The sequence below is a fragment of the Hoyosella altamirensis genome, from assembly GCF_014191505.1.
Classification (GTDB): domain Bacteria; phylum Actinomycetota; class Actinomycetes; order Mycobacteriales; family Mycobacteriaceae; genus Hoyosella; species Hoyosella altamirensis.
In genome coordinates, this window is the sequence record NZ_JACHWS010000002.1 from 754,837 (window position 1) to 779,596 (window position 24,760).

A 24,760-nucleotide genomic window follows, 5' to 3' on the forward strand; every position below is an offset into this window, starting at 1 on the left:
GGTGTGCACCCATGCAGGGGTTAGTTCTGCAACTCACGCGCGGTGGGTTCCTCCTCCTGCTTGTCCTGTTCGTCTGGGCAGTGCTTCGGGTTCTGCGTGCTGACATATACGCGGGGTCTGGGCTGCGCGTGCCCACCCGCCAGAGCTCAGGAAAGCCCCGCCTGGGCCTTCTGTCGCGCAACAAGGTCGCGCGAACTCTGATCGTGACTCAGGGTGCGCTGGCGGGTACGCGCATCACCCTGAGCAGTCAGCCGATATTGCTCGGCAGAGCCGACGATTCAACACTGGTGCTCACCGATGACTACGCGTCTAATCGGCATGCACGAATATCCCCGAGAGGCAACGACTGGTACGTCGAAGACCTCGGATCAACCAATGGCACGTACCTCGACCGCGCAAAGGTGACTACGGCAGTGAGAGTTCCGCTCGGCACGCCCATTCGTGTGGGCAAGACTGTGATCGAGCTCCGGCCGTGACCCTGGTCCTGCGCTACGCGGCCCGCAGTGACCGGGGACTCGTCCGGGCGAACAACGAGGATTCCGTCTACGCGGGCGCCCGCCTCCTAGCTCTCGCGGACGGCATGGGCGGTCATGCGGCCGGGGAGATCGCATCCCAGCTGATGATCTCAGCGCTCGCACCACTCGACGAAGACGAACCCGGCGGGGACCTGCTCAGCAAACTCGCGTCAGCAACTCGCGCGGGCAACGAGGAGATCGCTCACCAAGTTGAGGAAGAGCCCGAACTCGAAGGCATGGGGACCACCCTCACCGCGATCTTGTTCGGCGGCACCAAGCTCGGACTGGTGCACGTCGGCGATTCTCGGGCGTACCTCATGCGCGACAGCAAGCTCACCCAGATCACCCGGGACGACACCTTCGTTCAGTCCCTCGTTGACCAGGGGAAAATCACCCCTGAGCAAGCCCACACGCATCCGCAGCGTTCTCTGATCATGCGCGCGCTCACGGGCAACGACGTCGAACTCACCCTGACAGTCCGCGAGGTTCGAGTCGGAGATCGTTACCTGCTTTGCTCGGATGGGCTGTCCGACGTCGTCAGCGATGAGACGATCGCGACGACTCTTCTCGAGGGGGATCAGGCACACGCCGCTGATCGGCTTATCGAGCTCGCACTGCGCAGCGGCGGACCGGATAACGTTACGGTGATCGTCGCGGATGTCATTGACGTTGACTACGGACAAAGCAGGCCGATCGTCGCTGGCGCAGTATCGGGTGACGAGGAGGACACTCCCCTGCCCAACACCGCGGCTGGCCGCGCAGCCGCTATGCGGCCGCCGCGAGCGAAGCCACGCCGGGTCGCCGCCGCGCATGCCCCGCCCCCACCCAAAAAGAAGCATCCCTTCCGGTGGATCGCGCTCGCCTCAGTGCTTGTTCTCCTTATCGCCGGCGCCCTGGTTGCGCGAACCGTCGTACGAAGCAATTACTACGTCGGTGAGTCGGATGGCCAGGTCGCGATCATGCGTGGCCTCACCGGTTCCTTCCTGGGCATCCCTCTGCAGGAGGTAAACAGGGTTGGCTGTGTTGATGACGATGGCGAACTCACGCTACTCGATCCTGGGTCAGCCCCGCCTTCAGGCGCGAACTGTTCACCGCTCACCGTGAATGATCTGGTCCCCTCCGCTCGGGAACAAGTTCGCATCGGGCTGCCTGTTGGCTCCTACAACGAAGTTGAGAATCAGCTGACACAGCTCTCCCAGAATGAACTACTGCCGGTTTGCCAGACCCCGCGCCAGACCCCGCAGACTGAGCCTGCCGCAAACGGTGACGAAGACAGCCCCGAAAACACCGACGACGCCAGCGCCTCACCTCGAGGGAGTCAGCTCCAAGTTCCTGGATTCACCTGCAGGACGAGTCGCTAATGACACCACAGCCGCCACCCAACTCAGCCGGCCCGTCCACGCCCCGGCCGTTCTCGCGGCTGGGGCTCACCGGTACTCGAAACTCCGAACTGCTTCTCCTCGCCTGCGTCGCGGTGATCGTGAGTGCTGCGTTCGTGATCGTCCAGGCGAGCCTGGAACAAGCGGTGACCGCAGACTTCGCCCGGTACATGGGTGCGCTCGTGGCGCTGATCGCAATTGCACACGTCGCGATAAGGCAATTCGTTCCCTACGCCGACCCCGTTATCCTTCCGATTGTCGCGTTGCTCAATGGACTCGGCCTGGTGCTCGTGCACCGGCTTGACCTCGCAGAGCAAGAGGCTGCACGAACTGCTGGCCAGGCGATCCCCGCACCCGACGCGTCGAAGCAGATCCTTTGGACCGCAGTCAGCATCATGGTGTTCATCACCGTGCTGTACTTCCTCAGGGACCACCGCAAACTTGCCCGCTACAGCTACACCGTGGGACTGGTCGGCCTGGTTTTCCTCGCCATCCCTGCTTTTCTTCCGGCCAGCCTGTCGGAAGTCAATGGGGCAAAGATCTGGATACGTCTGCCCTTCATCAGCATCCAGCCTGCCGAGTTCTCCAAGATTCTGCTGCTGATCTTCATCTGTGGCCTGCTCGTCGCCAAGCGTGACCTCTTCACCACGGCGGGTAAGCACGTCATGGGCATGGACTTTCCCCGGTTGCGTGACCTCGGGCCGATCCTCGCCGCCGCAGGTATCGCACTGGCCATCCTCGTAATCCAGACCGACCTCGGAATGTCGCTGCTCCTGTACACGACCGTCCTGGTGCTCATGTACATCGCAACGGAACGCGTTGGATGGATCGTTATCGGTGGAGCGATCTTTTTGACCGGGGCGACTGTCGCGTACATGCTTTTCGGCCACGTGCGCGTCCGCGTGAACGTGTGGCGCGATCCCTTCGACGATTACTTTGGCACCGGGTATCAGATCGGCCAGTCACTTTTCAGCCTTGCGACGGGCGGCCTCTTCGGGACCGGACTCGGCAGCGGCCGGCCCTCAGAAGTTCCATTCGCGAAAACCGACTTCATTGTCGCCACTATCGGTGAAGAACTCGGCCTGGTCGGGCTGACAATCGTGCTGCTGCTCTACTTGACCGTGATGATCCGTGGATTGCGCGCGGCGATCGCCGTTCGGGACAGCTTCGGGAAGTTGCTTGCTGCGGGATTGTCGTTCATCCTTGCCATGCAAGTGTTCGTGGTCATCGGCGGCGTGACGAAACTCATCCCGCTCACCGGTCTAACAACCCCTTTCATGTCCTACGGAGGATCGTCTCTGCTCGCGAACTACATCCTCGTGGCGATACTTCTCGTGATTTCACACGAAGCGCGTAATCCGCATGAACCCGCTCGGCGCGCCGGACCCGCTCCGATCGCGGACGCGCCTACCGCGATGGTGAAACGAACGTGAATACGCCACTTCGCCGCGTCTCCCTGGCCGTCATGGTGATGATCGTTGCGCTCATCGCCAACTCGGCGTACGTGCAGGTTTTCCGCGCTGACGATCTACGCAGCAATCCATTCAATTCGCGCGTACTCATCGATGAGTTTTCACGCCACCGCGGGCAGATCTCAGCAGCAGGGCAGGTGCTCGCATCGTCGGTGCCCTCCGACACGCGTTTCCGCTACCAGCGTGTCTACCCAGATGACGCGACCAGCCCGCTCGCTTTCGCTCCTGTCACCGGTTTCTACTCGATGCAGTACCGGTCGTTCGGTCTTGAGAACGCAGAAGACGCGCTTCTCAATGGCTCCGATGACCGCTTGTTCGGTCGCCGGCTCGTCGACCTCGTCACGGGCCGCGACCCGCGCGGCGGCAACGTCGTGACCACGCTGGATCCTTTCGTCCAGCAGGTTGCCTACGATCAGCTGTCCAGCCGCGGTTACAACGGTGCTGTCGTCGCGATCACGCCGTCGACGGGAGAGATCCTCGCGATGGCGAGTACACCAAGTTACGACCCCAACCCGCTCGCCAGCCACGACTCCGCCGTCAGCAGCGAGGCGTGGCGTGCTCTGCAGGCTGACCCCGAGAATCCCCTCGTCAACCGTGCCGTGCAGAACACCTATCCGCCTGGATCGACTTTCAAGGTCATCACCACGGCGGCCGCGCTCGCCGAAGGTGTAACTCCAAACGACCAGTTCACAGCCGCGTCCCAATACACGCTGCCCGGGACAACCACGACCCTGCAGAACTACGGTGGCGCCACGTGCGGCGGCGGCTCGACGGCCACGCTGCTGGAAGCTTTCCGGCTGTCCTGCAACACCGCTTTCGTCGAGATGGGTATAGAGACGGGCGCGAGTGCGCTGCGGTCAACAGCCGAAGCATTCGGCTTTGACTCCGAGCAATCTCAAATCCCGCTGAACGTGGCTCCGTCGACTGTTGGGGAGATCGCCGACGACGCTTCGTTGGGCCAATCCAGCATTGGCCAGCGCGATGTTGCTGTCACACCGTTGCAAAACGCAGTACTTGCGGCCACAATCGCTAACGGCGGTGTGCGGATGGAGCCCCAGCTGGTTCACCAGCGTCAGGGCCCAGATCTGTCCGTGCTGGAGTCCACTGCGCCTCAAGAAGCGGGGCGGGCGGTTTCTCCGGCTGTCGCAGAAACAATTCGGCAGCTGATGGTGGCGTCAGAACAGAACACCGCCGGCGCCGGGAGTGTGCCGGGTGTGCAAATCGCGTCCAAAACAGGGACGGCCGAGCATGGGACTGACCCTCGGAACACCCCGCCGCACGCGTGGTACATCGCATTTGCACCAGCGGAAAACCCGCAGGTGGCCGTTGCGGTGATTGTTGAGGATGGCGGCGATAGAGCGCTCGCCGCGACTGGCGGATCGGTCGCTGCGCCTATTGGCCGGGCCGTGATCCAGGCTGCATTGCAGGGGGGCTGAACGTGACGCTGAATAGCGGAACCGTCATCAAGGACCGTTACCGTCTACAGCGATTCATCGCTAGCGGCGGTATGGGTGAAGTGTGGGAGGCGCTCGACACCGTCCTCGATCGACGCGTGGCAATCAAGATTCTGAAGAGCGAACTGTCAGCCGACTCCGAATTTCTCTCACGGTTCCGGATCGAAGCACGCACGACCGCTCAGCTGCACCACCCCAGCATCGCGAGCATCTTCGACTACGGCGAAACCAGCGATGATGCAGGGCGTTCGACGGCGTTCCTTGTCATGGAGCTCATCAATGGCGAGCCGCTCAACGCAGTGATCTCACGTATGGGCAGAATTCCTGTTCCACTCGCACTAGACATGCTCGAACAGACCGGGAATGCGCTGCAGGTCGCCCACGAGGCCGGTCTTGTCCACCGAGACGTCAAACCCGGCAATATTCTTGTCACGCCTGCTGGCCAAGTGAAGATCACCGACTTCGGCATCGCGAAAGCGATCGACGCCGCGCCGGTTACGCGCACCGGGCTCGTCATGGGCACCGCCCAGTACATCTCCCCTGAGCAGGCGTCCGGGCAGAACGCAACCGCCGCAAGCGACGTGTACTCGCTTGGTGTGGTGGGTTATGAAGCGATCGCCGGCAAGCGTCCGTTCGTCGGCGAAGGTGTGCTCACAGTCGCGATGAAGCACATCCATGAGGCCCCAGCCCCACTTCCCGAGGACGTGCCAGCTGAAGTACGCACACTAATTGAGGTAGCGCTGTCGAAAGATCCCGCGACTCGCTACGCCAACGGGGGCGCATTCGCATCCGCCGTGGCGAAAGTGCGCGCGGGGAAGCAGCCGCCAGATCTCCGCGGTGCCGCGGCGGGCGCCGGTGTCGCTGCAGCTGCGGGCGCGGCAGCGACGCGAGTGATGCCGCCCACCGGTGCGAACACGCGCAGCGCATCACGCGCCGCACCCGCCGCCTACGGCTACCAGCCAGCGACTGCCGCTCACGGGTACTCGTCACCCCCGCCAGCGGGGCTATCTACAGGGCAAAAAGCTGTAGCGTGGGGCGCTGCGGCGCTTCTTGTGCTCGCCCTGATTACCACCGGCATCCTCATGATGAGCCGTATCACTGACACTCGGGATCCGATCGCCCCGCCCGTGCAGACCACCGAGTTGCCAGTACAGCCGGAGCCGGAGCCGATCGTCCCCACCACTCCTGAGGAAACGACGCCGGAGACGACCGAGCCAGAGCCGACAACACCCGAGGAAACCACCGAAACCGACGAGCCCCCGGTTACGGATACCGACGAGCCCGAAACCGTCACGGAAACGCCTGACGGGTTACTGCCACGGATCATTCCTGGCCGTGGTAACAGTGCGGGTCGCGGACCGTCCGAACTTCCGGAGGACGTCTCCACACCCAGCACGGACCCCGAGGCAGCTACCGGCGACGCAGAGGAAGCGCCGGAGGAATCCGGCCCATGATTACGCCGCGGCAGTTGTCCGGCCGATACGAACTCGGCGAGACAATCGGGTTCGGCGGAATGTCTGAAGTGCACCTAGCCCGCGATCACCGTTTGCAGCGTGACGTGGCAATCAAGGTCCTGCGCGCTGACCTTGCCCGCGACCCAAGCTTCTATCTCCGGTTCCGGCGGGAAGCGCAGAACGCCGCCGCACTTAACAACTCCACGATTGTCGCGGTCTACGACACCGGCGAAGCGCACACGGAAGCTGGACCACTCCCCTACATCGTCATGGAATATGTCGACGGCGATACGTTGCGCGATATCGTCCGTCTCAATGGGCCCATGACGCCGATGAAGGCTATGGAGGTTATCTCCGACGTCTGTACGGCGCTCGAGTTCAGTCACTCGAAGGGGATAATTCACCGTGATGTGAAACCCGCGAACATCATGATTTCACGCAGCGGCGCGATCAAGGTGATGGACTTCGGGATTGCGCGCGCGATCAGCGACAGTACGAATACCATTACCCAGACAGCGACGGTGATCGGTACCGCACATTATTTGTCGCCCGAGCAAGCGCGCGGGGAAAAAGTTGGTCCACGGTCCGATATCTACTCGCTCGGCTGCGTCCTCTATGAACTTGCCACTGGTCAGCCACCATTCACTGGCGACTCTCCTGTGGCGGTGGCCTACCAGCATGTCAAGGAGGATCCGCTACCACCGTCGCAGATTGAGCCCACGGTACCGCGTGAACTCGATGCGATCATCCTGAAAGCGATCAGCAAAAACCCCGCGAACCGTTATCAGACTGCCGCGGAAATGCAGAGCGACCTCCGCCGCGCAATCGACGGCCAGAAACCGAGCGCCCCCTCTGTGATGACCGATGAGGAGCGGACGACGATCATCGGGATCAGCGCGGTGCCTGGGGACGAGGCTCCGATGCCGACGGCGGATGTCTTTCCGCGCGGCCGACGCATAGTTCGCCGAAGCATTCTGCTTGTTTTGCTGGTCGCGCTCCTGGCCTCAGCCGCTTTCGCTGTGACATGGATGCGGCGGGACGACGCCGTGGTGATGGTTATGGTTCCTTCAGTCGTTCGATTGTCGTCCGCCGAGGCACAGAGCGAGTTGGGGCAACTCGGCTTCGAGGTCTATACGGAGTTCCGCGCCGACGTTTCGGTCCCTGAAGGAAACGTCATCGGCACGGATCCGCCGTCAGGCACGCAAGTCGCGCGAGGCAGCCAGGTCACGGTACATGTGTCGAGTGGCCCTGGGAGGGTGCCGGTACCTGACATCGCGCAGCTCACGATGGATGAAGCGCGCGATGCGCTCGAGGATGCCGGTCTCGAGCTCGCGGAGGATATAGAACGGGTGGCGTCGTCCGCAGCGGACGCCGACCTGGTGATTCGCCAGAACCCTTCCTCCGGAGTCTCCGTTACTGTCGGTACCGCTGTGCGGGTCACCATCGGTACAGGACCTGAACTCGTTCGCATTCCGGACGTCACTGGCCAGAATGTCGTGATTGCTGAGGCGAATCTCAGTGCCGCAGGGTTTGCTGTGGATATCGACGAAATCGACTCGGACGAACCTGCCGGGACGGTGGCGACTATGTCTCCGCAGGGCGGAACGCAAGCCGTCAGCGGCAGCATCGTCACCATTCGCGTGTCAAACGGAGCCCAGCTGACAATGCCGAATCTCGTGGGCCGGCGACCGTCCGAAGCGCTTGACTTGTTGCGCTCTGCTGGGTGGACGGGCAATGGCCTCGCGGAGAGCACGCGAGCCACCCTGAATCCTGCCGAGGTCGGGCGAATCGTGTCCCAGCAGCAAAGCGCAGGTTCGACCATCACACGGGACGACACCATCGCCGTCGAGGTGGGTGAACTGGGTATTCCCCAGTAGTCGCTCAGTGTGTGAGCGCCGTCCCGAGTGCGGCTGCCATCTCCTGTTCCAGCCGCAACACAAGTTCCTCGGCGGGCCGCTTTCCGCACATTTCCAGCCAGTTCGCGAGCATCCGGTGCCCACCTTCTGTCAACACCGACTCAGGGTGGAACTGCACACCGTGGATCGGCAGCTCGCGATGCTGAAGCGCCATGATGACGCCGCTGTCCGTCTTCCCCGTGACCTCGAGGATGTCGGGCATGGTTTCAGGCCGAATCGACAGCGAATGGTACCGGGTTGCGGTGAAAGGGTCGGGCAGGCCCGCGAGCACGCCCGTACCACTGTGGTGCACCACCGACGTTTTGCCGTGCAGCAACTCGGGGGCCCGGTCCACGACGCCGCCAAACACTGCACCAATCGCCTGGTGTCCGAGACATACGCCCAGCAGCGGAGTCGCTTCAGCTGCTGCTGCTTCGACGAACGGCATCGTGACGCCAGCCCGTTGTGGCGTGCCCGGGCCTGGGCTCAGCAGTATGCCGTCGTAGTTGCGGGCATGCTCACGCAACCGGCCGTCCCCTAGTAACTGCTCGTCGTCGTTGCGCCACACGTCAGCTTCCACCCCAAGCTGGCCCAGGTACTGCACCAAGTTGAAGACAAAGCTGTCGTAGTTGTCGACGACGAGAATTCGCATACTGGGAAGGGTACCGGGTGCAGCTAGTGAACGGGTCGCGCGTATCTGAGCGAGGGTCGCCCTTCGTACGCCGCTACCTGCAGTTCGTCTTCCGGTTCGACCTCGTATCCGAGGCCGTAGCGAGCCGCATACTGCCGGAACAGCCGCACCCCGGGTTCGCTGTCCAGGGAGTCTTCCAGTTCGTCAGGGTCGCCGATGGCTGTGATGACGTATGGCGGGCTATAGGCCCGCCCATGTAGGAGAAGAGTGTTTCCGATACAGCGTGGGGCACTCCACGTCGTGATTCGCTGGTCCTGTACCGCGATCGCAGTCGCTCCGCCCGCCCAAAGGGCGTTCAGCACGCTTTGCAGGTCCTGCTGGTGGACGACCAGGTCGTCTGGCGATGCACCTGGAGGGTAGTTGCCGTGCTGGTCGCGAGGAGCATCAGTCAGTGTCACCACAAGACCCGGCCCCGTGACTTCGGTCAACGCTCCGGGTCCTGCGAGCGGATCAAGTCGATCTAGCGCTTGAGCAACAACCTGATCGGACGCTGCTTCGGACTGCGCTTCGCGGAGCCGTGCGGTCAGAGCATCACGCTCCCGCTCAACGTCGCGCACTGTGCTCTGGACGTCGCTCACGAGATCTGACAGGCGGGAAGTGTGCTGTTGCCGCAATTCGCCACCTTGGGACGACGCGTGGGCGCTAGCCAGGAGGAAACCCGCAGCGATGCACACGACAGGCACACCGTAACGCCAATTCTTCCTCACAACTCGTCCTGTCGATGGTGGCCCGTCGATGGTGACCTAGCTCTACCCGCTAGGTTAGCGTGTTATATAGGCCTCTTTCGAGGTCTGGCTTGCCGGGTTAAGGCTCGGTGGGTCGCTCAAACAAAACTCTCTCGTGGAGAACGACCGAGGAACAGATGCCCAAGTCACGCGTTCGCAAGAAGAACGACCACTCGACCAGCCCAACCACAAGCCGCACTCCGGTGAAGGTCAAAGGCCCGTCGAGCACGCTCTACGTCTCGGTGATGCTCGGCTTCATGCTCGCAGGTTTGATCTGGCTCGTTGTGTACTACCTGGCCAGTGAGGAGATTGCGTGGCTCAATCAGCTTGGCCCGTGGAACTTCCTGATCGGTTTCGGCCTATGGATCGTCGGGCTAGTCATGACGCTGCGCTGGCGATGACAAATTACACACATGTAATTATCCCCAACTGTGGATAACCCCTGTGGATAACAAGCCAGGTTTTCCACAGGGTGTGGAAGAGCTTGAGTGGTCACCGCGTCCCGCCGCTCTCGGTGTCGCGGCGGCGGGCGGCATAACACTGTCCGCTGTCGCTGTCGTGCTGCGAGCCGAGCCGGTCGGCCTCTTCTTTACCGGGCTCGCAGCATTACTGCTCCTCGGCATTGCCGTCGCGGGCTCGGTGGCCCGTCCGCGCCTCGCGGTCCGCAAGCCAGAAGATTCCGACAATCCACTCCTCGTGTTCCGGAGCTTCTTGGGAAAGCAGCACACACTAGGGGAAAGCGAAATCGAGCGGGTGCACATCGTGCGTTACCCACGATGGGGCCGACGCGTGCCCATGCTGGAAATCGAACTGGCGCCGCCCTCAGACCGGCTCATCATCTTGAGCCGATGGGACCTGGGAACTGAACCGCTTGACGTTGCGCATGCGCTAGCGCGGCACGGCGTCCGAAGTGTTGACATCTCACCTGGCGCCGACGGTTAAATACCCCAGATCAGTTCTCTCAACATGACGACCCGGATCGCGATGCTTGCGACGATGACAAGGGTGATCACGCACAAAGCGACCACTCCGATGCGACTCGCCCGCTGCGCGCTCAGCCGCTGGCCACCGAATAGCCGCGGTAGATAAAGCAGGGCGGCCGCCGATGCGGCACCCGCAGCAAGGCCACCGAGATGTCCCCACAGGGAAATCGCGGGGATCGTGACACTAATGAAGACGTTCAGGCCGATAATGACGAGGATGCCGGTGGGATTCTGCCGGAGCCGGGTGAGAATTACCGCGAGGGCACCAAACAACCCAAATACTGCACCACTGGCGCCGGCGGTTGCCGCGTCAATCTGCATCCACATCACTGCTGCTGAGCCGCTCAGCAGTGAGATGCCATAAACCGCGAGGTAACGCCACCGTCCTAGAACCAGTTCGATCTCTCGCCCAACGATGAACAGTGCGAACATGTTGACGAGCAGGTGGATCGGCCCGTAGTGCAGGAATCCGGAGCCAATGAGGCGCCCGAATTCTCCCGCAGCTACATACGGAGGGAAAAGCGCGAATGTCTCGAAAATTCCGGACCCGCGGTAATTCGCAGCAAGATTGCCGGACTGCATCACCGTCAGCGCGAAGATCAGGACGTTCACACCGATCAGGGCTTGCGTGACGACCGGGCGCGTGTGCTCAGTGGGCATCGGAGCTCCCGCAATAGTGCGTGCCTGCGGCGTATTGCGGGCCGCTGCCGCGATGCAGTTCACGCACTGAAAGCCAACCGGCGCTTCACGCAGACAGTCAGGACAGTACGGACGCCGGCACCGTGCACACTGCAGGCCGGTAGGTCGATCGGGGTGACGCACGCACCCCGGCTGGGGCACTGGTGCTCCTCCCCAGCCGGGGTGGGACATGGTGATTTACTCCGACAGAGTGATGCTGTTGATCACCACAGGGTCGACTGGACGATCTGCCCGATCGGTCTTGGTGGTCGCAATCGCGTCGACAACCGCGCGGCTATCGGCGTCAACGACCTCACCAAAAATTGTGTGGCGCATGTTGAGGTGCGGCGTCTTCGTCACGGTGATGAAGAACTGTGAGCCGTTGGTACCTGGGCCGGCATTAGCCATCGCGAGGAGGTAGGGCCGGTCGAACTGGAGTTCCGGGTGGAACTCGTCGCCGAACTCGTAACCTGGTCCCCCACGGCCTGTGCCGGTGGGGTCGCCGCCCTGGATCATGAACCCATCGATGATGCGGTGAAAAACCGCTCCATCGTAGAACGGGCCACTCTTGCTTCCGGAAGCGTTTTCCGTTTTGTATTCAGCGGTGCCGTCCGCGAGGCCAACGAAATTGGCGACCGTTTTCGGTGCATGGTTGCCGAACAGGGAAATGTTGATGTCGCCGCGATTCGTGTGCAACGTCGCGACAGCGGTCTGATGTGGTGAGGTCACGGGTTCCATCGTGCCATCCCGGCGAAGTTTGTGGCGCGCGCCCCGCTCAGAGACCTCGCGGGACCATTAGTGTGGGCAGCGGAGGTACCCACTCCAGTCACAGAATGGGGAGGTTTGATGCGCGGAAAGCACGGCAAGAAGTCGAAGTCCCTTGGCGGATCGCTCGGAAAATCGATCGCCGCCGCAGCGGTGCTCGCAGGTGTTGCAGGTGGCGTGAAGATGTTCATGCGTCGCGGGGAGGCAATTGATGAGCCAGCACCCGCACCGCCCACCTTGCAGGACTACGACAACCCCATCCGGTAGCCGCCGAACCAGTCAGTTCGGCGACAGCCCTAGACTGTCTGCCATGAAGACACTGTTCAGCCTCGAGGAAGTCGACATGGACTTCCTCGCCGCGGCTCCCTATCGCTACGAGTTCATCACCGAACTCCCAGCCCAGATCGACGACGTGTGGGCCGGTCTCGCAGGTGACGCGCCACTCTCTTGGTGCAAGCTCGTCAAAGATGCGCGGTACACCACCGGGCGGCCATTCGGCCCGGGCACCATTCGCCAACTCACCCTGATGCCTGGTCTGGTCACCGTCGAGGAGAAGTTCTTCCTCTGGGATGAAACACCAGGCAAGCGATACGAGCACGCGTTCTCGGTCGTCAAGTCGTCAGCCCCAGGACTGAAGCGTTTCGGCGAAGCCACACTGCTCGAGGCAACGGAATCCGGAACCCGTTTGACATGGACCTTCGGCATCGAGCCACAGTTGCCGCTGCGTCCCGCCCTGCCCCTCGCGAACCCCGCGCTACGGCAGGGGTTCAAGAGCCTAGTCACCGACACCGAGAAGTACTACGCCAAGTGAACTGAGTCCTAGGCTCCGATGGCCCGGAACAATGCGTTCCTGATTCGCCTGTTCCGGGGCTCATCGAGCATCGCCACACCGAGCTGGTTCATTGTGTAGCCGAATCCAATCCCCGTTGCCGGGTCGGCAAAACCCATCGAACCCCCAATGCCCGTCGTCCCGAACGCGCGGCCATCCCCGTCGTCCGGTCCGGGGGCAGAGCCGAACCGAAACGTCGGATGCGGTTTCCGGAAGCCAAGAAGGTAGCGGCTCGGGACGTGGAGAACGAGATCATCATCCGGAACATCGCCCCGTTTTGATGCGGCCGCCAGCGCTGTCCGCACTTCCTCGGTGAGAATGTCGGTCGGCCCGGAACTGACCGCTGCACTGTACAGTTTCGCCACCCCGCGAGCTGTGCCCAGGCCGTTGGACGACGGGAGCTCGGGCGTCAAGAACGAGGGCCGAGTTGCATGGTGCGGAAACCCCACCTTCGGATTGGTCAGCGCCTGCACCGACAGCTGCGGCCGTCGAGCGGCGGCATGAAGGGCGACGTCGACCCCGATTCGCCACGGCACTTCAGTGATGTTGTTGACGACCAGCCGCCGGTGGGTCCGTTCGAGAACTGCAACGTTGTCGAATTCGGTGCCCTCAGGTACGCCGATCATGAACTGCGCCTTGTGCGGACCGGCGATCTCGTCAGCAAGGTACTGGCCCAGGGTTCTGCCACGCGGCTCTGCACGCCGGAAGACTTCATTGAGGTAGAACCCCAGCGAGATCGCGTGGTAGCCGTGGCGTGTGCCGGGCCGCCACCGGGGCTTCTCCGCAGCGAGGACTTCCGCGAGTTGATCGAGATCATGCAGATCCGCAGTGCGCAGAGGGGACTCGATCGCCGCTAACCCCGCCTGATGGTCCAGAAGCTGCCGCAATGTGATGTTTTCCTTGCCATGGCAGGCGAACTCAGGCCAGTAGTCGACAATGCGCGCGTCGTAGTCGAGGAACCCTTTTGAAACGCCAGCGGCCACTACCAGCGCAGCGATACCTTTCGTGGTCGAGAACACGGGCACCCACGTGTCTCGTTCCCACGGGAGCCGCCTGCGCCGGTCACGGACGCCTGCCCAGACGTCGACGATCGGCTTTCCGTGCTGGAACACCGCGAGAGAAGCGCCGATCTCGCCGTGTTTCTCGAAGTTGACACGAAACTCGTCGACGACCGCGCCTAAACCCTCGTCCGCATCGCCATGGATCTCTACCTTGGTGGCTGCCACCGGGCTACCGTAACGCCGAGTCCGCGTATCGGTGCCGAAGATGGTTCCTAATTGAGGTGCGGATCACCAGCTGCGGTGATGGCTGCGCGCGCGGGGCGAGGCTCTGTTGCGCGGCCGGCGCGCGGCGTATTCTCAAGCGAGAGAAGTCCACGGAGCCGCCGGGGTACGACATGGGCATATCACCGAAGCAGGCTGCATCGACCGGGACTGCCCTCGTCCCAGGCGAGGGTGAGCGCGTCACCGGATACGGCGTCATGGCCGCCCCGTTCTCAAGCGGCCACCTCCTCGCGACCAGAACCTTTCCAGTGAGCAGTTTCGGTCCGCCCTACTCCTCCGTCTGGCACCGGGATCCAGAGGGGAACTGGACGATCTACAGCGATGTCGAGCCGGCAGCCAGTTGCGCGCGTTTTTTCAGCGCGGCACTTGTCGAGGCCAGTCAGGCTGACGTTCGTTGTTCGTGGGTTACGGACTCATCGATGCAGGTATCTATTCCCGGCGTACTGGACTGGGAGTTCGAACTGATGGAGTCCCCGCGCACCACGATTATGAATGCGGTCGGCAAGGGCATGCCTGAAGCGATGTGGCGTAACAAGGGTGTTCTCGGCGCTATGGGTCCCGTTGCTGGGAGGTTCCTCGGACTTGGGCACATAGGTCTTGCAGGCAATGTGCCGAACGGGCAGTGGTTCCGGGCCAATCCACGGCTTATGTGGTTCCTTCGAACCATCCGCGGATCTATCAGGGGCCAGGAACTCGGCTATGACACACCGCTTCGTGAGCAGGTCAAGCTAGGCGACTTCTGGCTGCCGAGCCGGGGAATCTTCGCGGTTGGAAACTCGCTTTTCGAGCCACTTGATCCCAACCGCCACCAGCGGCCTGAACGTTCTCGTTAGCCACACTCTCCGTATCTCAATTGAGGTGTGAATCACCGATATTCGGTGTGTAGGCCGTTCTTGCAATAACCCAGGGTGCGGCGAATGCCTCAGTCAGGAAGCTCACGATCGCCGGTGCGACTGCTTGCGGGCGCGTCCGCAAGCTCCACGAACTAGGTACCGGCTGCAAATGCGCGTCCGGGATCTCCCTGGCGAGCTGCAACGCATCGAACCGTGAATGCAGGAACGCCCGTTCCGGGCCAATCACCATCGCTGGCACAGAAATTGAGCGGCGCCGGTTGCGCGGCGGCGCCACGCGGCCCATGAACAGACCTTTGACCAGTGCCGCATGCTCGTCGGCTGGGGTCGCCAGAAAATCCCACAACAGGCGGGTGGCGAGACTATGCGCAGGCAAAAACCCCGCGAGGCGACGTGCCCCCCACAAGACGGGCCGCCCAACCGTGAAGAGCTCGTGAGCTAAGAGCAAAAGAGGAGCGAGCTTCACCGACGACTTATCTAGCATCGGAGACTCAGCGATCACAGCGACTGTTCGATTCGGTTCGCGCAACGCAGCTTCGAGGGCCGCATTCGCGCCCAGGGACGTTCCGCCGAATACAGCAACCTCGCCCCCCATCGCATCGAGCAGGGCGACCATGCGTTTGCCGAGTGCTTCAGAGCTGTACTGCTCGGGGTCCGCTTTCCTCCGGCCGCTCGATAGCACCGAGTTCATGCACACGACGTGGAAGCCCTTTTCCGCGAGCACACGGGCCATCGGCTCCTGCATCCGGCGCGACATCAACAATGAGGGCGCGAGAATGACCAGTCGTCCGCCTGAGCCGAACTCGGTGATTCCGAGCCGTACCCCGCCCACGACGACGTGACCCTCACGACGGCGAACCTTTGCCGAACTAGCGGCTGCGTGCACCTGTGACACTCACACTCCTCTGCAGGCGATGAAATACCCGTTACGCATTGTCGGCGAAGTGCAGATGCGAACGCAACGCAGTAGTTGCCAAAGTAACTATCCTCATCATCACCCCGCGCTACCAGTCCTGCCAGAAAACTACAATCTTGTTGCCGCTGGGCGTGTCCGAGCGGCGACCGGACACCCGACCGGGCACCATTACGGGCATGACCGAAAACTCCACTGTAGGAACACGACCGCGCTGGTCCGCTTCGGAGGCAGCGCGGCGTTGCGGAGTGGGCCGTGCAACTATCCAGCGTGCACTCGATGGGGGGAAGCTTCCTGGCGCGGTGAAAACCGAAGATGGCTGGCAAATCCCCCTAGAGGACCTGCTAGCTGCGGGGTTCAAGCCGGACCGCCCCTCCCCACCCGATGAACCGCCGAAGGATGAGACAACCGACAAAAGCGAGACTCCCGCTGATGCTGGCCACCTCGGCAAGCTGACAGCGCGAGTTAGCGAACTCGAGACCGAGCTGGTGGTCGCGAAAACACGCGCCGAAAGCGAGGCAGCGCGGCGGGCGGCCGCGGAACAACTCGCCCAAGAACGTCTCGAGCGTGTGTCAGATCTGCGGACAGCGCTGCGCATGCTCGAAGCTGCCAAGCCGGCAACAACACAGCCGACCACGAATGGGAATGGGAATACCGGCACCCCCACCCAAACTTCCACCGTCGTGATCGCTGCGCCACGTCACCGACGCCGTGAACGGCGGCGTACGTTCCGCGAGTGGTGGGCGGACCGCAAAGTCCCCGACTACTCGTCGAACCCTGAGACGGCTGCCACCGAGGACACATCACGCAACGCCGGCACTGGCTCCAACAACGCTGCTCAGCAACAAGAGACCGGGCCGGGCTCAACCACGGTGATCGAAGCTGACGAAATCATCGAAGCACCGGCTGCGCCCAAGAAAAACCAATAACCAGCACGTAAATCACTGCGGTCATGACCGTGCAGGCTCTGCGGATACTGCTCGGTCATGACCGCGGTCACCGGGCCAGTGAGTTCTTCCTCACATTCGACGACGGCGGCAGCACGACCGGCTTGCCAGTCCGCGAGGAGCCCTATTCGCAGTTCACGGCCGCTTTCCTGTGCGTGCACTGGTGTTCCACGTGAAACCACCCCCTGCTCCACCGGTGGCGCCGCTCCGCTACACTCAACGACAAGAAGGGGCCATGACGTCCCTTTCGCGTCGTAGACGACTTCCTCTCTCCCCGCGTTGAGCGCGGGTCGATGATTCTTAATACGGCGAACGGATGCGCAGCTGCGCGTTCGCCATTTCCGCTGACGGCAGGGACACAGTATTTACGCTGTGCCGGGCTGCCTTGAGCGCCAATGCCTGAAAGGCACCATGAGTAACACTGCACCCTCCTCCGACTTCGCTGCGCTTGGCGTACCCGCCTCTCTTGTCGCGGAACTCAGGAGTGCTGGGAAAACAAGTCCCTTCCCGATCCAGGCTGAAACCCTGCCCGATTCTTTGCAGGGCCGTGACGTCCTCGGCCGCGGCAAGACGGGATCTGGAAAAACGTTGGCATTCGCCTTGCCGCTGGTAACCCGCCTTAGCGGCGGCACACGCAAGCCGGGGCTGCCCCGAGGTCTCGTCCTCGCACCTACCCGCGAACTCGCCACACAAATTGCTGCCGTCATCCAGCCGCTGGCTGCGGCAATGAATCTGACCACAACAACGGTGTTCGGCGGGGTGAGCCAGCATCGTCAGGTTGCTGCACTCAACCGAGGCGCGGACATCGTGGTTGCCTGCCCCGGCCGGCTTGAGGACCTTATGCGGCAGCGCCACGTCTCACTCGATGCCGTGGAGATCACTGTCCTCGATGAGGCCGACCATATGGCTGACCTCGGCTTCCTTCCCGTCGTCACGCGTATCCTCGCCGCCACCCCGCCGCGCGGGCAGCGACTGATGTTCTCCGCGACGCTCGACAATGGTGTGGACAAGCTTGTTAAGCGATTCCTCACCAACGCAGTACTGCATTCGGTCGATGAAGCCACCTCGCACGTCGCAGCGATGTCACATCACATCTTCGAAATCGACGGTGAAGCGGAGAAGAAGGAACTCGTGCGCACCCTGGCTTCGGGTTCGGGCCGCCGAATTCTTTTCATGCGAACCAAGCACCACGCCAAGCGGCTCGCGCGACAACTGACGGAACAAGGGATCCCCGCAGTTGACCTGCACGGCAACCTGTCACAGCCGCAGCGCGACCGGAACCTCACCGCGTTCGGCAGCGGGAACGTCAAGGTGCTCGTGGCGACCGACGTGGCCGCCCGAGGTGTCCACGTGGACAACGTCGAACTCGTCGTGCACGTGGATCCCCCGATGGAGCACAAGGCCTATCTGCACCGTTCCGGTCGCACCGCGCGTGCTGGCAGCGAAGGTGACGTCGTCACCCTCGTGCTGCCCCAGCAACGCGGGGACATCAAGCGGCTCCTGCGCAAAGCGGAGATCAACGCAACTGGTCGTCGCGTAACGCCGGCCTGCGAAGTTGTCACCTCCCTCGTGGGTGAGGTCGCCGCAACGGTGCCCTACACGCCGCCAGCTCCACGTCCGGAGCGGTCACACACCCCCAGGCGGCCAAGCCGGTCGGGTGCACCACAATCTCGCGGCCGCGGTGGACGCGCACAGACCGGGGCCGGGCATCAGCGCGACAGGCGTGCTGGAGCTCGTACCCGCTAGGCGAGATCCTCGGCTACAGCCCGCCTGATTGGCTCGGGAACCGCGACTGGCTTGCGCGTCGAACCATCCACATAGACGTGTACAAATCGGCCAGTCGCGGCGACCGTGAGGCCGTCGCTACTGTCACGGAAGATCGCGAGCCGGTACGTGATGCTGCGACTCCCGAGCCGCTCGCAAGCTATTCCTACCTGTATCTGCTCTGGGAACGACAGTTCAGCGTGGTACCTGCATGACGTTTCGGCCACGACCCCTATTGCTGATAGGGACCGGATATCGACACCGGTCGCCTGTATCAGCCACGCGTTCACCGCAGTGTCGAAAAACGAGTAGTAGACAACGTTGTTGACGTGCCCGTAGTGGTCGTTATCCGCCCAGCGCGTCGCTATTGGCCACAGCACGGGGAATTCTGCCGCAACTGGGAGTGTCACTCCGTCTCCTGTGTCTGGGGAAGAAGGATCTGCCGTACTGCTGTGCCTTCGGCAAGTCGATCCATCGCCCTATTCACCGCGCTCAACGGATACGTTCCGTCCACCAGCTTCTCGACGGGCAGAAAGCCCTGCCGCCACCACGCGATCATCCTGGGAATGTCACGCTGCGGCTGGCAGGAGCCCATGTATGAGCCGATGAAACTCTTCGCATCAGCGACGAAAGCTACAGCTGGAAGCGTCAATTGCGCGTCCGGCGCAGGCAGCCCAACCGAGACAACCGCGCCGCCACGTCCGACCAGCGAAAAAGCTTGTTCCATCGCCGGGACGACGCCCGCCGCTTCGATCGCCCATCTCGTCCCATCCCTTGTCAGGCTGCCAATAAGGCTAGCGGCATCGCGCGGATGGCACGCGTGGGTAGCGCCAAGTTCAACCGCCAATTGCCGCTTCGATTCCACTGGGTCGATCGCGACGATCGGGGTGGCTCCCGCGAGTACCGCGCCCAGTACGGCAGCAAGTCCTACGCCTCCAAGGCCGATCACGCATACGCTTTCACCCGGCTGCACTTCGGCTGTGTTGAGAACAGCTCCTGCCCCGGTGAGCATGGCGCAGCCGAACACCGCGGCGATCTCGAAAGGGACATCATCATCGATGACAACCGCGGACGAATGATGCACGACCGCATACTCACTGAAAGCTGAAACACCAAGATGGTGGTTGATACGCTGCCCGCCCACAGTTAAACGGTGATGACCGCCCAGCAGAGCACCTTCTCGGTTGCTCTGTCCTCCTGGAATACAGAGCGTCGTTCTCCCCGCAGCGCAATTCACACAGGTTCCGCAATGCGGCATGAAAGCAAGCACCACGTGATCACCGGGGCGGATACCCGGAACGTCGGGCCCCACTTCCACGACGCGCCCCGCAGCCTCGTGGCCAATGGCCATAGGCATGGGCCGGGGTCGCTGGCCCGTGAGAACTGACAGATCTGAATGGCAGACACCGGCCGCCTCGATCTGCACTAGCACCTCGCCCTGACCCGGCGAATCGACGTCCACGTCGAGAATCTGCAGTGGTGCGGTTTCCGCGAAAGGACGCGACTGTCCCATGTTCGACAGAACCGCAGAGCGTGATTTCACAGCCACCCCCAGCGACGATCATTTCTCGCTATCGTTGCATATCGTCACGTCACCGGTTCAGTTACACCTACGACTAGGGCCGCGTTGTTGAACTAGTTGTCACCGACGTGACCCCGAATCTGGGCCGCGCTTGAACTCTGTCTCTGACGGTAGGAGCGCATCTTGGCTCTGGAACCACACATGTCCATGTCACACCAACTACCCGACCGATTCTTAGAACGGTCGTAGAAAGCCCATCCGCAGTCCTTGTTGGCACATACTTTCAGCCGTTCCCAGATCCCAGCGTGTACCGCCCATACGGCACCAGCCACCAATCGCTCCTCGAAGCCCTTGAGGTTAGCTGAACGCGGGGCCAGCTGAGGCTGGCCTGCCGATGAGAATGAGACGTGCAGCGGCACCCGGTCAAGAATGCGGTTGAGCTCCGCAATAGCGGACTCCATTTGTGGAGCCGTTCCCCTGGTGTGTGCGACCAAGATCGTCCGCAAAGTCTCGCGGAGCCTCAACAAGCGTTCAAGCTCCTCAGGTTCGAGGGCCGCATCTGCAAGCCCATAGCCCAGTTCATCGAGCCACTCAGCAAAGCTCCTCGAACTGGCAAGGTGATCCACATTCCGCATCAAGCTCCGGGTGTTCACGAACCGCTGTAGCAGCCTCAGAGGCTCGGGCGCTGGTTTCAGATCGTCAGGCTTCAATCGGGCTTCTCTCGTCTACGACTCACGCATCTCCCTATAGATTACCGTCTAACCGCATTGACCGGTAACCGTTACCAACGTACGATTTTTACCAGTAACAGCGAAGCAGCACGCTGACCCCGCGTGATGTGGACACGACGAAGGAAGCCCCGCCTAGCTGGGCGGGCACGCATAGACCCTGAAAGTGGAAACGATGATGACGGACAAGACCTGGCAGCTGGGCCTCGCTGGGATGGGGATGATTGCGGTCGCGTTCGGGTTCGCTCGCTATGGCTACGGCCTGTTCGTCCCCGTCTTTCGCGACGAGTTTGGGTTGTCGACCGGATCACTAGGGCTCATATCTGGCGGTTCTTACGCCAGTTACTTGATCGCCCTACTCCTAGCTGGCTTCCTCTCCTCCCGTCTCAACCCTCGATTCCCCATAGTCTTGGCGGGGCTATTCGCAACGACCGGGATGATTCTTATTGCCGCGGCTCCGAATTCCGTGGTGCTGGCGGCAGGGGTTCTGATCGCAAGCACCAGCCCGGGCTGGGCATGGGCGCCTTTCTCTGATGCAGTAGCTCAACTCATCAAGCCAGGGGCTCGGAACCGCACGCTTTCGATCGTCAGTACCGGCACCGCGTTCGGTCTCCTAGTGTCTGGACCGATCACACTGTTCGCCGGCTCCACGTGGCGAGTCGCCTGGCTGTTGTTCGCACTAGTCGCGCTCGCATGCACTATATGGAACGCCAGGATACTGCCGAACAAGCCTTTCAAACCTTCCTCCGGCGCAGAGAGTCAACGAGGTGCGCGTGGCGCCAACGTTGCCCTCGATAGGTCCCGACCGACTTGGCGCTGGTATGTCAACACTCGCTCGTTACCGCTGTTCCTCGTGGCTTTGATATTCGGGTTCACCGGTGCCTTCTACTGGACATATGCAGCCGATATCGTATTGGACAATGGCTTGCCACCAGCCACACGATCGATTCTATGGACACTCGTGGGCATAACTGGCGTTGCAGGTCTAGCGACTGGAGACCTCGTCGGACGCTTCGGTCTGCGAAGAGTGCTGGTGGCAGCGCTTCTTTTGCTCACTGTGGCGATCGCGTTACTCGGATTATCACCAGGGTCTTGGCTCGCAATCGGTATCTCGGCGTCGCTGTACGGGCCGAGCTTCATGATGATGTCCGCTCTGCTGGCACTATGGAGTTCTGATGTTTTTCCCGACCGCCCCTCCGCCGGATTCAGCGCGACCCTCTTGCTGCTAGCAGTGGGTTCGATCGGTGGCCCGACGACGCTAGGGCTAATTGCAGATCTCGCCGGTCTTCGCTCGCTCTTCCTTGTCGCTGCCGGACTCACGCTGATCGGTCTCATCGGGGCGATTCCCAGACGGTGGAGCGCGGCGGCGATGTCCGCATCTGGAGACGAGAAAACCCTGACCCGTCTTAACGCGAGGCAGGGTTGAACGTCGTAATTGTGGACGAGGGCGTTGATCGCCCAGTTCTCGCCATCTTGCGCGAGGATTGCCTGGGATCGCTCCGTCTTCAACTCTTCGATTCTCTGCTTGGCGGTGGCCTTCTTGAGTAGATCACCGTGCCGACCCTTGACAGCTGAGAAGAAGGAAGAGAGGTCGTAGTTGTTGTCGGCACGGAAAACGACCTGACCTTGGATGCTCGCAGCGATATCAGCCAGCGAGAACTCCAGATCGCGCCGTGAGCTTGCTGTCGCTGTAGCTGATGTCTCGGCGTCCAGCAATGCGTTCGGTGACATCGTGCGGTGACCCGGAACGGTGCATCGAACTGGAGAGCATGAGCATCGGCGAGCGAGGTGGCTGTGAGAAGCCCCAGGCCAGTCGAGGCACCAGTGATCAAGACGCGCCATCGTCGTGTTGCCTCAGTCGGCCTGTTCGATGGTCACGGAACGCGAGCCGCTCCAGCCGGTGAGGATCGAGACGTCGCCGTCCATCTGCCCGATGCGCACGATGCCGTTGTAGTGGCCCACGTTCGTGTAGTAGAGAACGATCACCCCGCCGGGGGCGTACCAGCCGATCGTTCCAGCTGGGGCGCTCTCGCCCGAGGGCATCCCCTCCATCGTTAAGGGCTGAGGTGGGGTCGCGAGCACTTCCTGTCCGCCGTAGTCGGAGAAGTCAAGGGTGAGCGGAAGCTGGTCGATCAGTGACTGCGCGGCGGGGTTGTTCCACAGTTTTGCGTCGAGCGTCTGATCGCCAATGACGATGCGAATCGGGATCTCGGTCACGGCTTCTCCTGACGGTTCCGGGGCGGTCTCAGTGGGTGTCGCGGCGTCGGTGGTAGCGGTCAACTCGGGCTCGGGCTCGATTGAGCTGCAAGCCGTGAGCATCATGCAGGCTGCGAGTGCGAGCGCAGCCGTGCGTCGAGCAGTTGTCGATTCGTTCAGTGGCCTACCCATGAAGCGGTTTATCCCTTTCGCCTAGATCAGTCGGCTCGTTCGAGGGTGAGCGGAAGCTGCTCGACCTCACCCGCAGACTCCTCCACTTGTGGCACCACGGTTTCTGTCGGTGTGGGCGTGGGGGTCTCCTGTGGCGTGGGAGCGGAGGGGGCGCATGCCGTCAGGCCGCCGCACAGCAGCAAAAGTGCGAGAACCGAGGTTCGGCGAGCGCTCCCGTGCTTGCTCATGCTTGAGTTTCGCCCACGGTCACACGAAATGTGCCGGGTGTGGTGTGGAGCTGCCAGATGCGATCGGCCAGCGCTGCGGGGTCGTAGAGCGGATCGCCGCCACCGATAGCACCAGGGATGATGAGCTGGCGTACGTTCACACCGCGCGGGGTCGCTGCGTCGTGGAGCATCGCACCGTATGCCGATTCGCCCGCGAACGCGGTCGAGGTGCCCGCGACATTGCCGTTCGGCCGGACGGCACTCGATCCGTTGACGAGGAGGATCGTGCCATTGCTGCGGCCGATCATGCCGGGCAACACCTGTCGGGTCGCGGTGGCCAGGCCGAGGATGGAGAGTTCAGTCGCGGCTTGGAGGTCCTCGACGGTGGTGTCAAGGACGGGCTTCAGGAACTCGCGCTCGGCACCGGGCTGAACTGTAAGACCTCGATCGGGCCGAGGTCTGCTGCCGCGCTCTCTAGAGCCGTGTCCAGAGCGGTCCGGTCGCGCACATCGGCCACGTAGCCTCTCGCCGTGATGCCGTTGGCGGCGAGCTGCTGCTCCAGTGCTTCGAGCTTGGCGGGGTTGCGGGCGATGAGCGCGACAGTGAAGCCTTCGCGTCCGAACTTGTGTGCGACTGCGGCTCCGAGCCCGGATCCGGCTCCGACGACAGCTATGACTGGCATGCTTCCACGGTAGAGCCGTCATCGCCGGGGAGGGAGTCCCTGACAGTGCCTCCCACATTGCGCGCGCATCGTGTTCACTCGATGAGTAGAGAAGTCACTGGCACAGAGGAACCTCATCTTGACAGCACGCCGACGAGTACGCGATACCTTGGCAGTCATCAGGCACTTCTGGTTGGGGCAGGACTCACCGCTTGCAGCGGAACTCCCACGGATAGCAGTGCTCCGGTAGAAAGCCCGACCGAAGACGCGGGCGCCAGCGATGAAACCACGTCGACTGCACCCGATGAAGCTGCGGGAACGATTGTGCGCTTCACCGCTGGAGACGTTGTTGTCGAGGCGGTCATCGTGGAAGAAAACCCCACGACACGCTCGTTTATCGCCATGCTTCCGATGACGCTCACGTTCTCCGACTTCGGCGGCAAAGAGAAGGTCGCCTCGCTGACCGGCGACTTCGACTACACCGACGCGGAAGGGCTGAACCCGAGAGCGGGAGACCTGTTCTCCTACATGCCGTGGGGGAACATCGGCACCTTCTACAAGACCGAGGGCAACACCTCCTCGAACTCATTGACCAAGATCGGCGAGACCGACGACATCCACCAGATCGAACTGCTCGACGGTCAATAGGTCACCATC

29 protein-coding genes are annotated in these 24,760 nt (G+C 62.2%); 16 read left to right on the forward strand and 13 right to left on the reverse strand.

Annotation, left to right across the window (positions count from 1 at the left end; genetic code table 11):
- The first annotated feature begins 11 nt into the window (after positions 1 to 11).
- Genes FHU29_RS12300 through pknB form a run of 6 tightly spaced genes read left to right on the forward strand, consistent with a single transcriptional unit; the run spans position 12 to position 8,151 of the window.
- On the forward strand, positions 12 to 476 hold the full coding sequence (locus FHU29_RS12300) for an FHA domain-containing protein FhaB/FipA (protein ID WP_064439934.1): 465 nt from the start codon (positions 12 to 14) through the stop codon (positions 474 to 476).
- The gene (locus FHU29_RS12305; protein WP_064439935.1) at positions 473 to 1,876 is read left to right on the forward strand and encodes a PP2C family protein-serine/threonine phosphatase; all 1,404 of its coding nucleotides are present in this window, start codon (positions 473 to 475) and stop codon (positions 1,874 to 1,876) included. Before FHU29_RS12300 ends, FHU29_RS12305 begins: the two co-directional genes overlap by 4 nt.
- Positions 1,876 to 3,327, forward strand: coding sequence for an FtsW/RodA/SpoVE family cell cycle protein (locus FHU29_RS12310; RefSeq protein ID WP_064439936.1), 1,452 nt, complete (start codon positions 1,876 to 1,878; stop codon positions 3,325 to 3,327). Before FHU29_RS12305 ends, FHU29_RS12310 begins: the two co-directional genes overlap by 1 nt.
- A complete protein-coding gene (locus FHU29_RS12315; RefSeq protein WP_064439937.1) occupies positions 3,324 to 4,802 on the forward strand; it encodes a peptidoglycan D,D-transpeptidase FtsI family protein in 1,479 nt (492 codons plus the stop codon). The genes FHU29_RS12310 and FHU29_RS12315 overlap by 4 nt, the downstream gene beginning before the upstream one ends.
- A gap of 2 nt (positions 4,803 to 4,804) precedes the next feature.
- The gene (locus FHU29_RS12320; RefSeq protein ID WP_064439938.1) at positions 4,805 to 6,274 is read left to right on the forward strand and encodes a serine/threonine-protein kinase; all 1,470 of its coding nucleotides are present in this window, start codon (positions 4,805 to 4,807) and stop codon (positions 6,272 to 6,274) included.
- Complete coding sequence (gene pknB / locus FHU29_RS12325; protein WP_064439939.1) at positions 6,271 to 8,151, forward strand: Stk1 family PASTA domain-containing Ser/Thr kinase; 1,881 nt, start codon at positions 6,271 to 6,273, stop codon at positions 8,149 to 8,151. Before FHU29_RS12320 ends, pknB begins: the two co-directional genes overlap by 4 nt.
- Before the next feature lie 4 nt (positions 8,152 to 8,155).
- Here the strand turns inward: pknB and FHU29_RS12330 are convergent, their stop codons facing one another.
- Both FHU29_RS12330 and FHU29_RS12335 read right to left on the reverse strand, forming a co-directional pair.
- Positions 8,156 to 8,821 (reverse strand): aminodeoxychorismate/anthranilate synthase component II, encoded by a 666-nt coding sequence (locus FHU29_RS12330; protein WP_064439940.1) that lies wholly within the window; start codon positions 8,819 to 8,821, stop codon positions 8,156 to 8,158.
- Between the two features lie 23 nt (positions 8,822 to 8,844).
- The gene (locus tag FHU29_RS12335; protein ID WP_064439941.1) at positions 8,845 to 9,567 is read right to left on the reverse strand and encodes a DUF881 domain-containing protein; all 723 of its coding nucleotides are present in this window, start codon (positions 9,565 to 9,567) and stop codon (positions 8,845 to 8,847) included.
- A 155-nt stretch (positions 9,568 to 9,722) separates the two neighbouring features.
- Between FHU29_RS12335 and crgA the strand changes: the two genes are divergently transcribed.
- Together crgA and FHU29_RS23685 are read left to right on the forward strand one after the other, a co-directional pair.
- On the forward strand, positions 9,723 to 9,986 hold the full coding sequence (crgA, locus tag FHU29_RS12340) for a cell division protein CrgA (RefSeq protein ID WP_013804840.1): 264 nt from the start codon (positions 9,723 to 9,725) through the stop codon (positions 9,984 to 9,986).
- 43 nt (positions 9,987 to 10,029) lie between these two features.
- Entirely contained in the window at positions 10,030 to 10,527 is a 498-nt protein-coding gene (locus tag FHU29_RS23685) for a PH domain-containing protein (protein WP_232322940.1), read from the forward strand.
- On the opposite strand, the gene FHU29_RS12350 is transcribed toward FHU29_RS23685, so the two are convergent.
- Together FHU29_RS12350 and FHU29_RS12355 are read right to left on the reverse strand one after the other, a co-directional pair.
- Entirely contained in the window at positions 10,524 to 11,438 is a 915-nt protein-coding gene (locus FHU29_RS12350) for a rhomboid family intramembrane serine protease (RefSeq protein WP_064439942.1), read from the reverse strand. The genes FHU29_RS23685 and FHU29_RS12350 overlap by 4 nt on opposite strands.
- Positions 11,439 to 11,444: 6 nt before the next feature.
- Complete coding sequence (locus FHU29_RS12355) at positions 11,445 to 11,975, reverse strand: peptidylprolyl isomerase (RefSeq protein WP_064440087.1); 531 nt, start codon at positions 11,973 to 11,975, stop codon at positions 11,445 to 11,447.
- A 117-nt stretch (positions 11,976 to 12,092) separates the two neighbouring features.
- On the opposite strand from FHU29_RS12355, the gene FHU29_RS12360 reads away from it, so the two are divergent.
- The gene (locus tag FHU29_RS12360; protein ID WP_064439943.1) at positions 12,093 to 12,278 is read left to right on the forward strand and encodes a hypothetical protein; all 186 of its coding nucleotides are present in this window, start codon (positions 12,093 to 12,095) and stop codon (positions 12,276 to 12,278) included.
- Positions 12,279 to 12,321: 43 nt separating this feature from the next.
- The gene (locus FHU29_RS12365; RefSeq protein ID WP_064439944.1) at positions 12,322 to 12,822 is read left to right on the forward strand and encodes an SRPBCC family protein; all 501 of its coding nucleotides are present in this window, start codon (positions 12,322 to 12,324) and stop codon (positions 12,820 to 12,822) included.
- Between the two features lie 8 nt (positions 12,823 to 12,830).
- Here FHU29_RS12365 and FHU29_RS12370 read toward each other — a convergent pair whose 3' ends face one another.
- The gene (locus FHU29_RS12370) at positions 12,831 to 14,066 is read right to left on the reverse strand and encodes a serine hydrolase domain-containing protein (RefSeq protein WP_064439945.1); all 1,236 of its coding nucleotides are present in this window, start codon (positions 14,064 to 14,066) and stop codon (positions 12,831 to 12,833) included.
- A 170-nt stretch (positions 14,067 to 14,236) separates the two neighbouring features.
- Here FHU29_RS12370 and FHU29_RS12375 point away from each other — a divergent pair, with 170 nt between their 5' ends.
- On the forward strand, positions 14,237 to 14,956 hold the full coding sequence (locus FHU29_RS12375) for a hypothetical protein (protein ID WP_064439946.1): 720 nt from the start codon (positions 14,237 to 14,239) through the stop codon (positions 14,954 to 14,956).
- Between the two features lie 16 nt (positions 14,957 to 14,972).
- Here the strand turns inward: FHU29_RS12375 and FHU29_RS12380 are convergent, their stop codons facing one another.
- Positions 14,973 to 15,869, reverse strand: a complete 897-nt coding sequence (locus FHU29_RS12380; RefSeq protein WP_064439947.1) for an alpha/beta fold hydrolase — start codon at positions 15,867 to 15,869, stop codon at positions 14,973 to 14,975.
- Positions 15,870 to 16,066: 197 nt separating this feature from the next.
- On the opposite strand from FHU29_RS12380, the gene FHU29_RS12385 reads away from it, so the two are divergent.
- From FHU29_RS12385 to FHU29_RS12395, 3 genes are all read left to right on the forward strand, one after another.
- Complete coding sequence (locus FHU29_RS12385) at positions 16,067 to 16,816, forward strand: helix-turn-helix domain-containing protein (RefSeq protein WP_157095023.1); 750 nt, start codon at positions 16,067 to 16,069, stop codon at positions 16,814 to 16,816.
- 23 nt (positions 16,817 to 16,839) lie between these two features.
- Entirely contained in the window at positions 16,840 to 17,010 is a 171-nt protein-coding gene (locus tag FHU29_RS12390) for a hypothetical protein (RefSeq protein ID WP_157095025.1), read from the forward strand.
- Positions 17,011 to 17,245: 235 nt separating this feature from the next.
- Positions 17,246 to 18,580 carry a DEAD/DEAH box helicase gene (locus tag FHU29_RS12395; RefSeq protein WP_064439949.1) on the forward strand — a complete coding sequence of 445 codons (1,335 nt, stop codon included), beginning with the start codon at positions 17,246 to 17,248 and terminating at the stop codon, positions 18,578 to 18,580.
- Here FHU29_RS12395 and FHU29_RS12400 read toward each other — a convergent pair.
- The 3 genes from FHU29_RS12400 to FHU29_RS12410 form a co-directional block, all read right to left on the reverse strand.
- Complete coding sequence (locus FHU29_RS12400) at positions 18,577 to 19,008, reverse strand: acyl-CoA thioesterase (RefSeq protein ID WP_064439950.1); 432 nt, start codon at positions 19,006 to 19,008, stop codon at positions 18,577 to 18,579. The genes FHU29_RS12395 and FHU29_RS12400 overlap by 4 nt on opposite strands.
- Positions 19,005 to 20,141 carry an alcohol dehydrogenase catalytic domain-containing protein gene (locus FHU29_RS12405; protein WP_064440088.1) on the reverse strand — a complete coding sequence of 379 codons (1,137 nt, stop codon included), beginning with the start codon at positions 20,139 to 20,141 and terminating at the stop codon, positions 19,005 to 19,007. The genes FHU29_RS12400 and FHU29_RS12405 overlap by 4 nt, the downstream gene beginning before the upstream one ends.
- A gap of 92 nt (positions 20,142 to 20,233) precedes the next feature.
- On the reverse strand, positions 20,234 to 20,830 hold the full coding sequence (locus tag FHU29_RS12410) for a CGNR zinc finger domain-containing protein (RefSeq protein ID WP_064439951.1): 597 nt from the start codon (positions 20,828 to 20,830) through the stop codon (positions 20,234 to 20,236).
- A 193-nt stretch (positions 20,831 to 21,023) separates the two neighbouring features.
- Between FHU29_RS12410 and FHU29_RS12415 the strand changes: the two genes are divergently transcribed.
- Positions 21,024 to 22,274 (forward strand): MFS transporter, encoded by a 1,251-nt coding sequence (locus tag FHU29_RS12415; RefSeq protein ID WP_083962257.1) that lies wholly within the window; start codon positions 21,024 to 21,026, stop codon positions 22,272 to 22,274.
- Positions 22,275 to 22,702: 428 nt separating this feature from the next.
- On the opposite strand, the gene FHU29_RS12420 is transcribed toward FHU29_RS12415, so the two are convergent.
- The 4 genes from FHU29_RS12420 to FHU29_RS23235 all read right to left on the reverse strand — a co-directional run bounded on the left by FHU29_RS12420 (position 22,703) and on the right by FHU29_RS23235 (position 24,124).
- Entirely contained in the window at positions 22,703 to 23,236 is a 534-nt protein-coding gene (locus FHU29_RS12420; RefSeq protein ID WP_083962258.1) for a cyclophilin-like fold protein, read from the reverse strand.
- A gap of 26 nt (positions 23,237 to 23,262) precedes the next feature.
- Entirely contained in the window at positions 23,263 to 23,463 is a 201-nt protein-coding gene (locus tag FHU29_RS12425; protein ID WP_064439953.1) for a hypothetical protein, read from the reverse strand.
- The gene (locus tag FHU29_RS23230; protein WP_232322941.1) at positions 23,460 to 23,750 is read right to left on the reverse strand and encodes a Rossmann-fold NAD(P)-binding domain-containing protein; all 291 of its coding nucleotides are present in this window, start codon (positions 23,748 to 23,750) and stop codon (positions 23,460 to 23,462) included. The genes FHU29_RS12425 and FHU29_RS23230 overlap by 4 nt, the downstream gene beginning before the upstream one ends.
- Before the next feature lie 95 nt (positions 23,751 to 23,845).
- Complete coding sequence (locus tag FHU29_RS23235; RefSeq protein WP_232322942.1) at positions 23,846 to 24,124, reverse strand: SDR family NAD(P)-dependent oxidoreductase; 279 nt, start codon at positions 24,122 to 24,124, stop codon at positions 23,846 to 23,848.
- A 45-nt stretch (positions 24,125 to 24,169) separates the two neighbouring features.
- On the opposite strand from FHU29_RS23235, the gene FHU29_RS12435 reads away from it, so the two are divergent.
- Entirely contained in the window at positions 24,170 to 24,751 is a 582-nt protein-coding gene (locus tag FHU29_RS12435; RefSeq protein WP_221194920.1) for a cyclophilin-like fold protein, read from the forward strand.
- Positions 24,752 to 24,760 lie beyond the last annotated feature (9 nt).

Excerpts from the sequence above, each read along its gene's own strand:
- FHU29_RS12300 (WP_064439934.1), top strand. The coding sequence starts at position 12 with ATGCAGGGGTTAGTTCTGCAACTCACGCGCGGTGGGTTCCTCCTCCTG.
- FHU29_RS23235 (WP_232322942.1), bottom strand. The coding sequence starts at position 24,124 with ATGCCAGTCATAGCTGTCGTCGGAGCCGGATCCGGGCTCGGAGCCGCA.
- FHU29_RS12310 (WP_064439936.1), top strand. The coding sequence starts at position 1,876 with ATGACACCACAGCCGCCACCCAACTCAGCCGGCCCGTCCACGCCCCGG.
- FHU29_RS12385 (WP_157095023.1), top strand. The coding sequence starts at position 16,067 with ATGACCGAAAACTCCACTGTAGGAACACGACCGCGCTGGTCCGCTTCG.
- crgA (WP_013804840.1), top strand. The coding sequence starts at position 9,723 with ATGCCCAAGTCACGCGTTCGCAAGAAGAACGACCACTCGACCAGCCCA.
- FHU29_RS12375 (WP_064439946.1), top strand. The coding sequence starts at position 14,237 with ATGGGCATATCACCGAAGCAGGCTGCATCGACCGGGACTGCCCTCGTC.
- FHU29_RS12395 (WP_064439949.1), top strand. The coding sequence starts at position 17,246 with ATGAGTAACACTGCACCCTCCTCCGACTTCGCTGCGCTTGGCGTACCC.
- FHU29_RS12350 (WP_064439942.1), bottom strand. The coding sequence starts at position 11,438 with ATGTCCCACCCCGGCTGGGGAGGAGCACCAGTGCCCCAGCCGGGGTGC.
- FHU29_RS12415 (WP_083962257.1), top strand. The coding sequence starts at position 21,024 with ATGATGACGGACAAGACCTGGCAGCTGGGCCTCGCTGGGATGGGGATG.
- FHU29_RS12330 (WP_064439940.1), bottom strand. The coding sequence starts at position 8,821 with ATGCGAATTCTCGTCGTCGACAACTACGACAGCTTTGTCTTCAACTTG.
- FHU29_RS12360 (WP_064439943.1), top strand. The coding sequence starts at position 12,093 with ATGCGCGGAAAGCACGGCAAGAAGTCGAAGTCCCTTGGCGGATCGCTC.
- FHU29_RS12365 (WP_064439944.1), top strand. The coding sequence starts at position 12,322 with ATGAAGACACTGTTCAGCCTCGAGGAAGTCGACATGGACTTCCTCGCC.
- FHU29_RS12420 (WP_083962258.1), bottom strand. The coding sequence starts at position 23,236 with ATGGGTAGGCCACTGAACGAATCGACAACTGCTCGACGCACGGCTGCG.
- pknB (WP_064439939.1), top strand. The coding sequence starts at position 6,271 with ATGATTACGCCGCGGCAGTTGTCCGGCCGATACGAACTCGGCGAGACA.
- FHU29_RS23230 (WP_232322941.1), bottom strand. The coding sequence starts at position 23,750 with ATGATCGGCCGCAGCAATGGCACGATCCTCCTCGTCAACGGATCGAGT.
- FHU29_RS12390 (WP_157095025.1), top strand. The coding sequence starts at position 16,840 with ATGACCGTGCAGGCTCTGCGGATACTGCTCGGTCATGACCGCGGTCAC.
- FHU29_RS12425 (WP_064439953.1), bottom strand. The coding sequence starts at position 23,463 with ATGAGCAAGCACGGGAGCGCTCGCCGAACCTCGGTTCTCGCACTTTTG.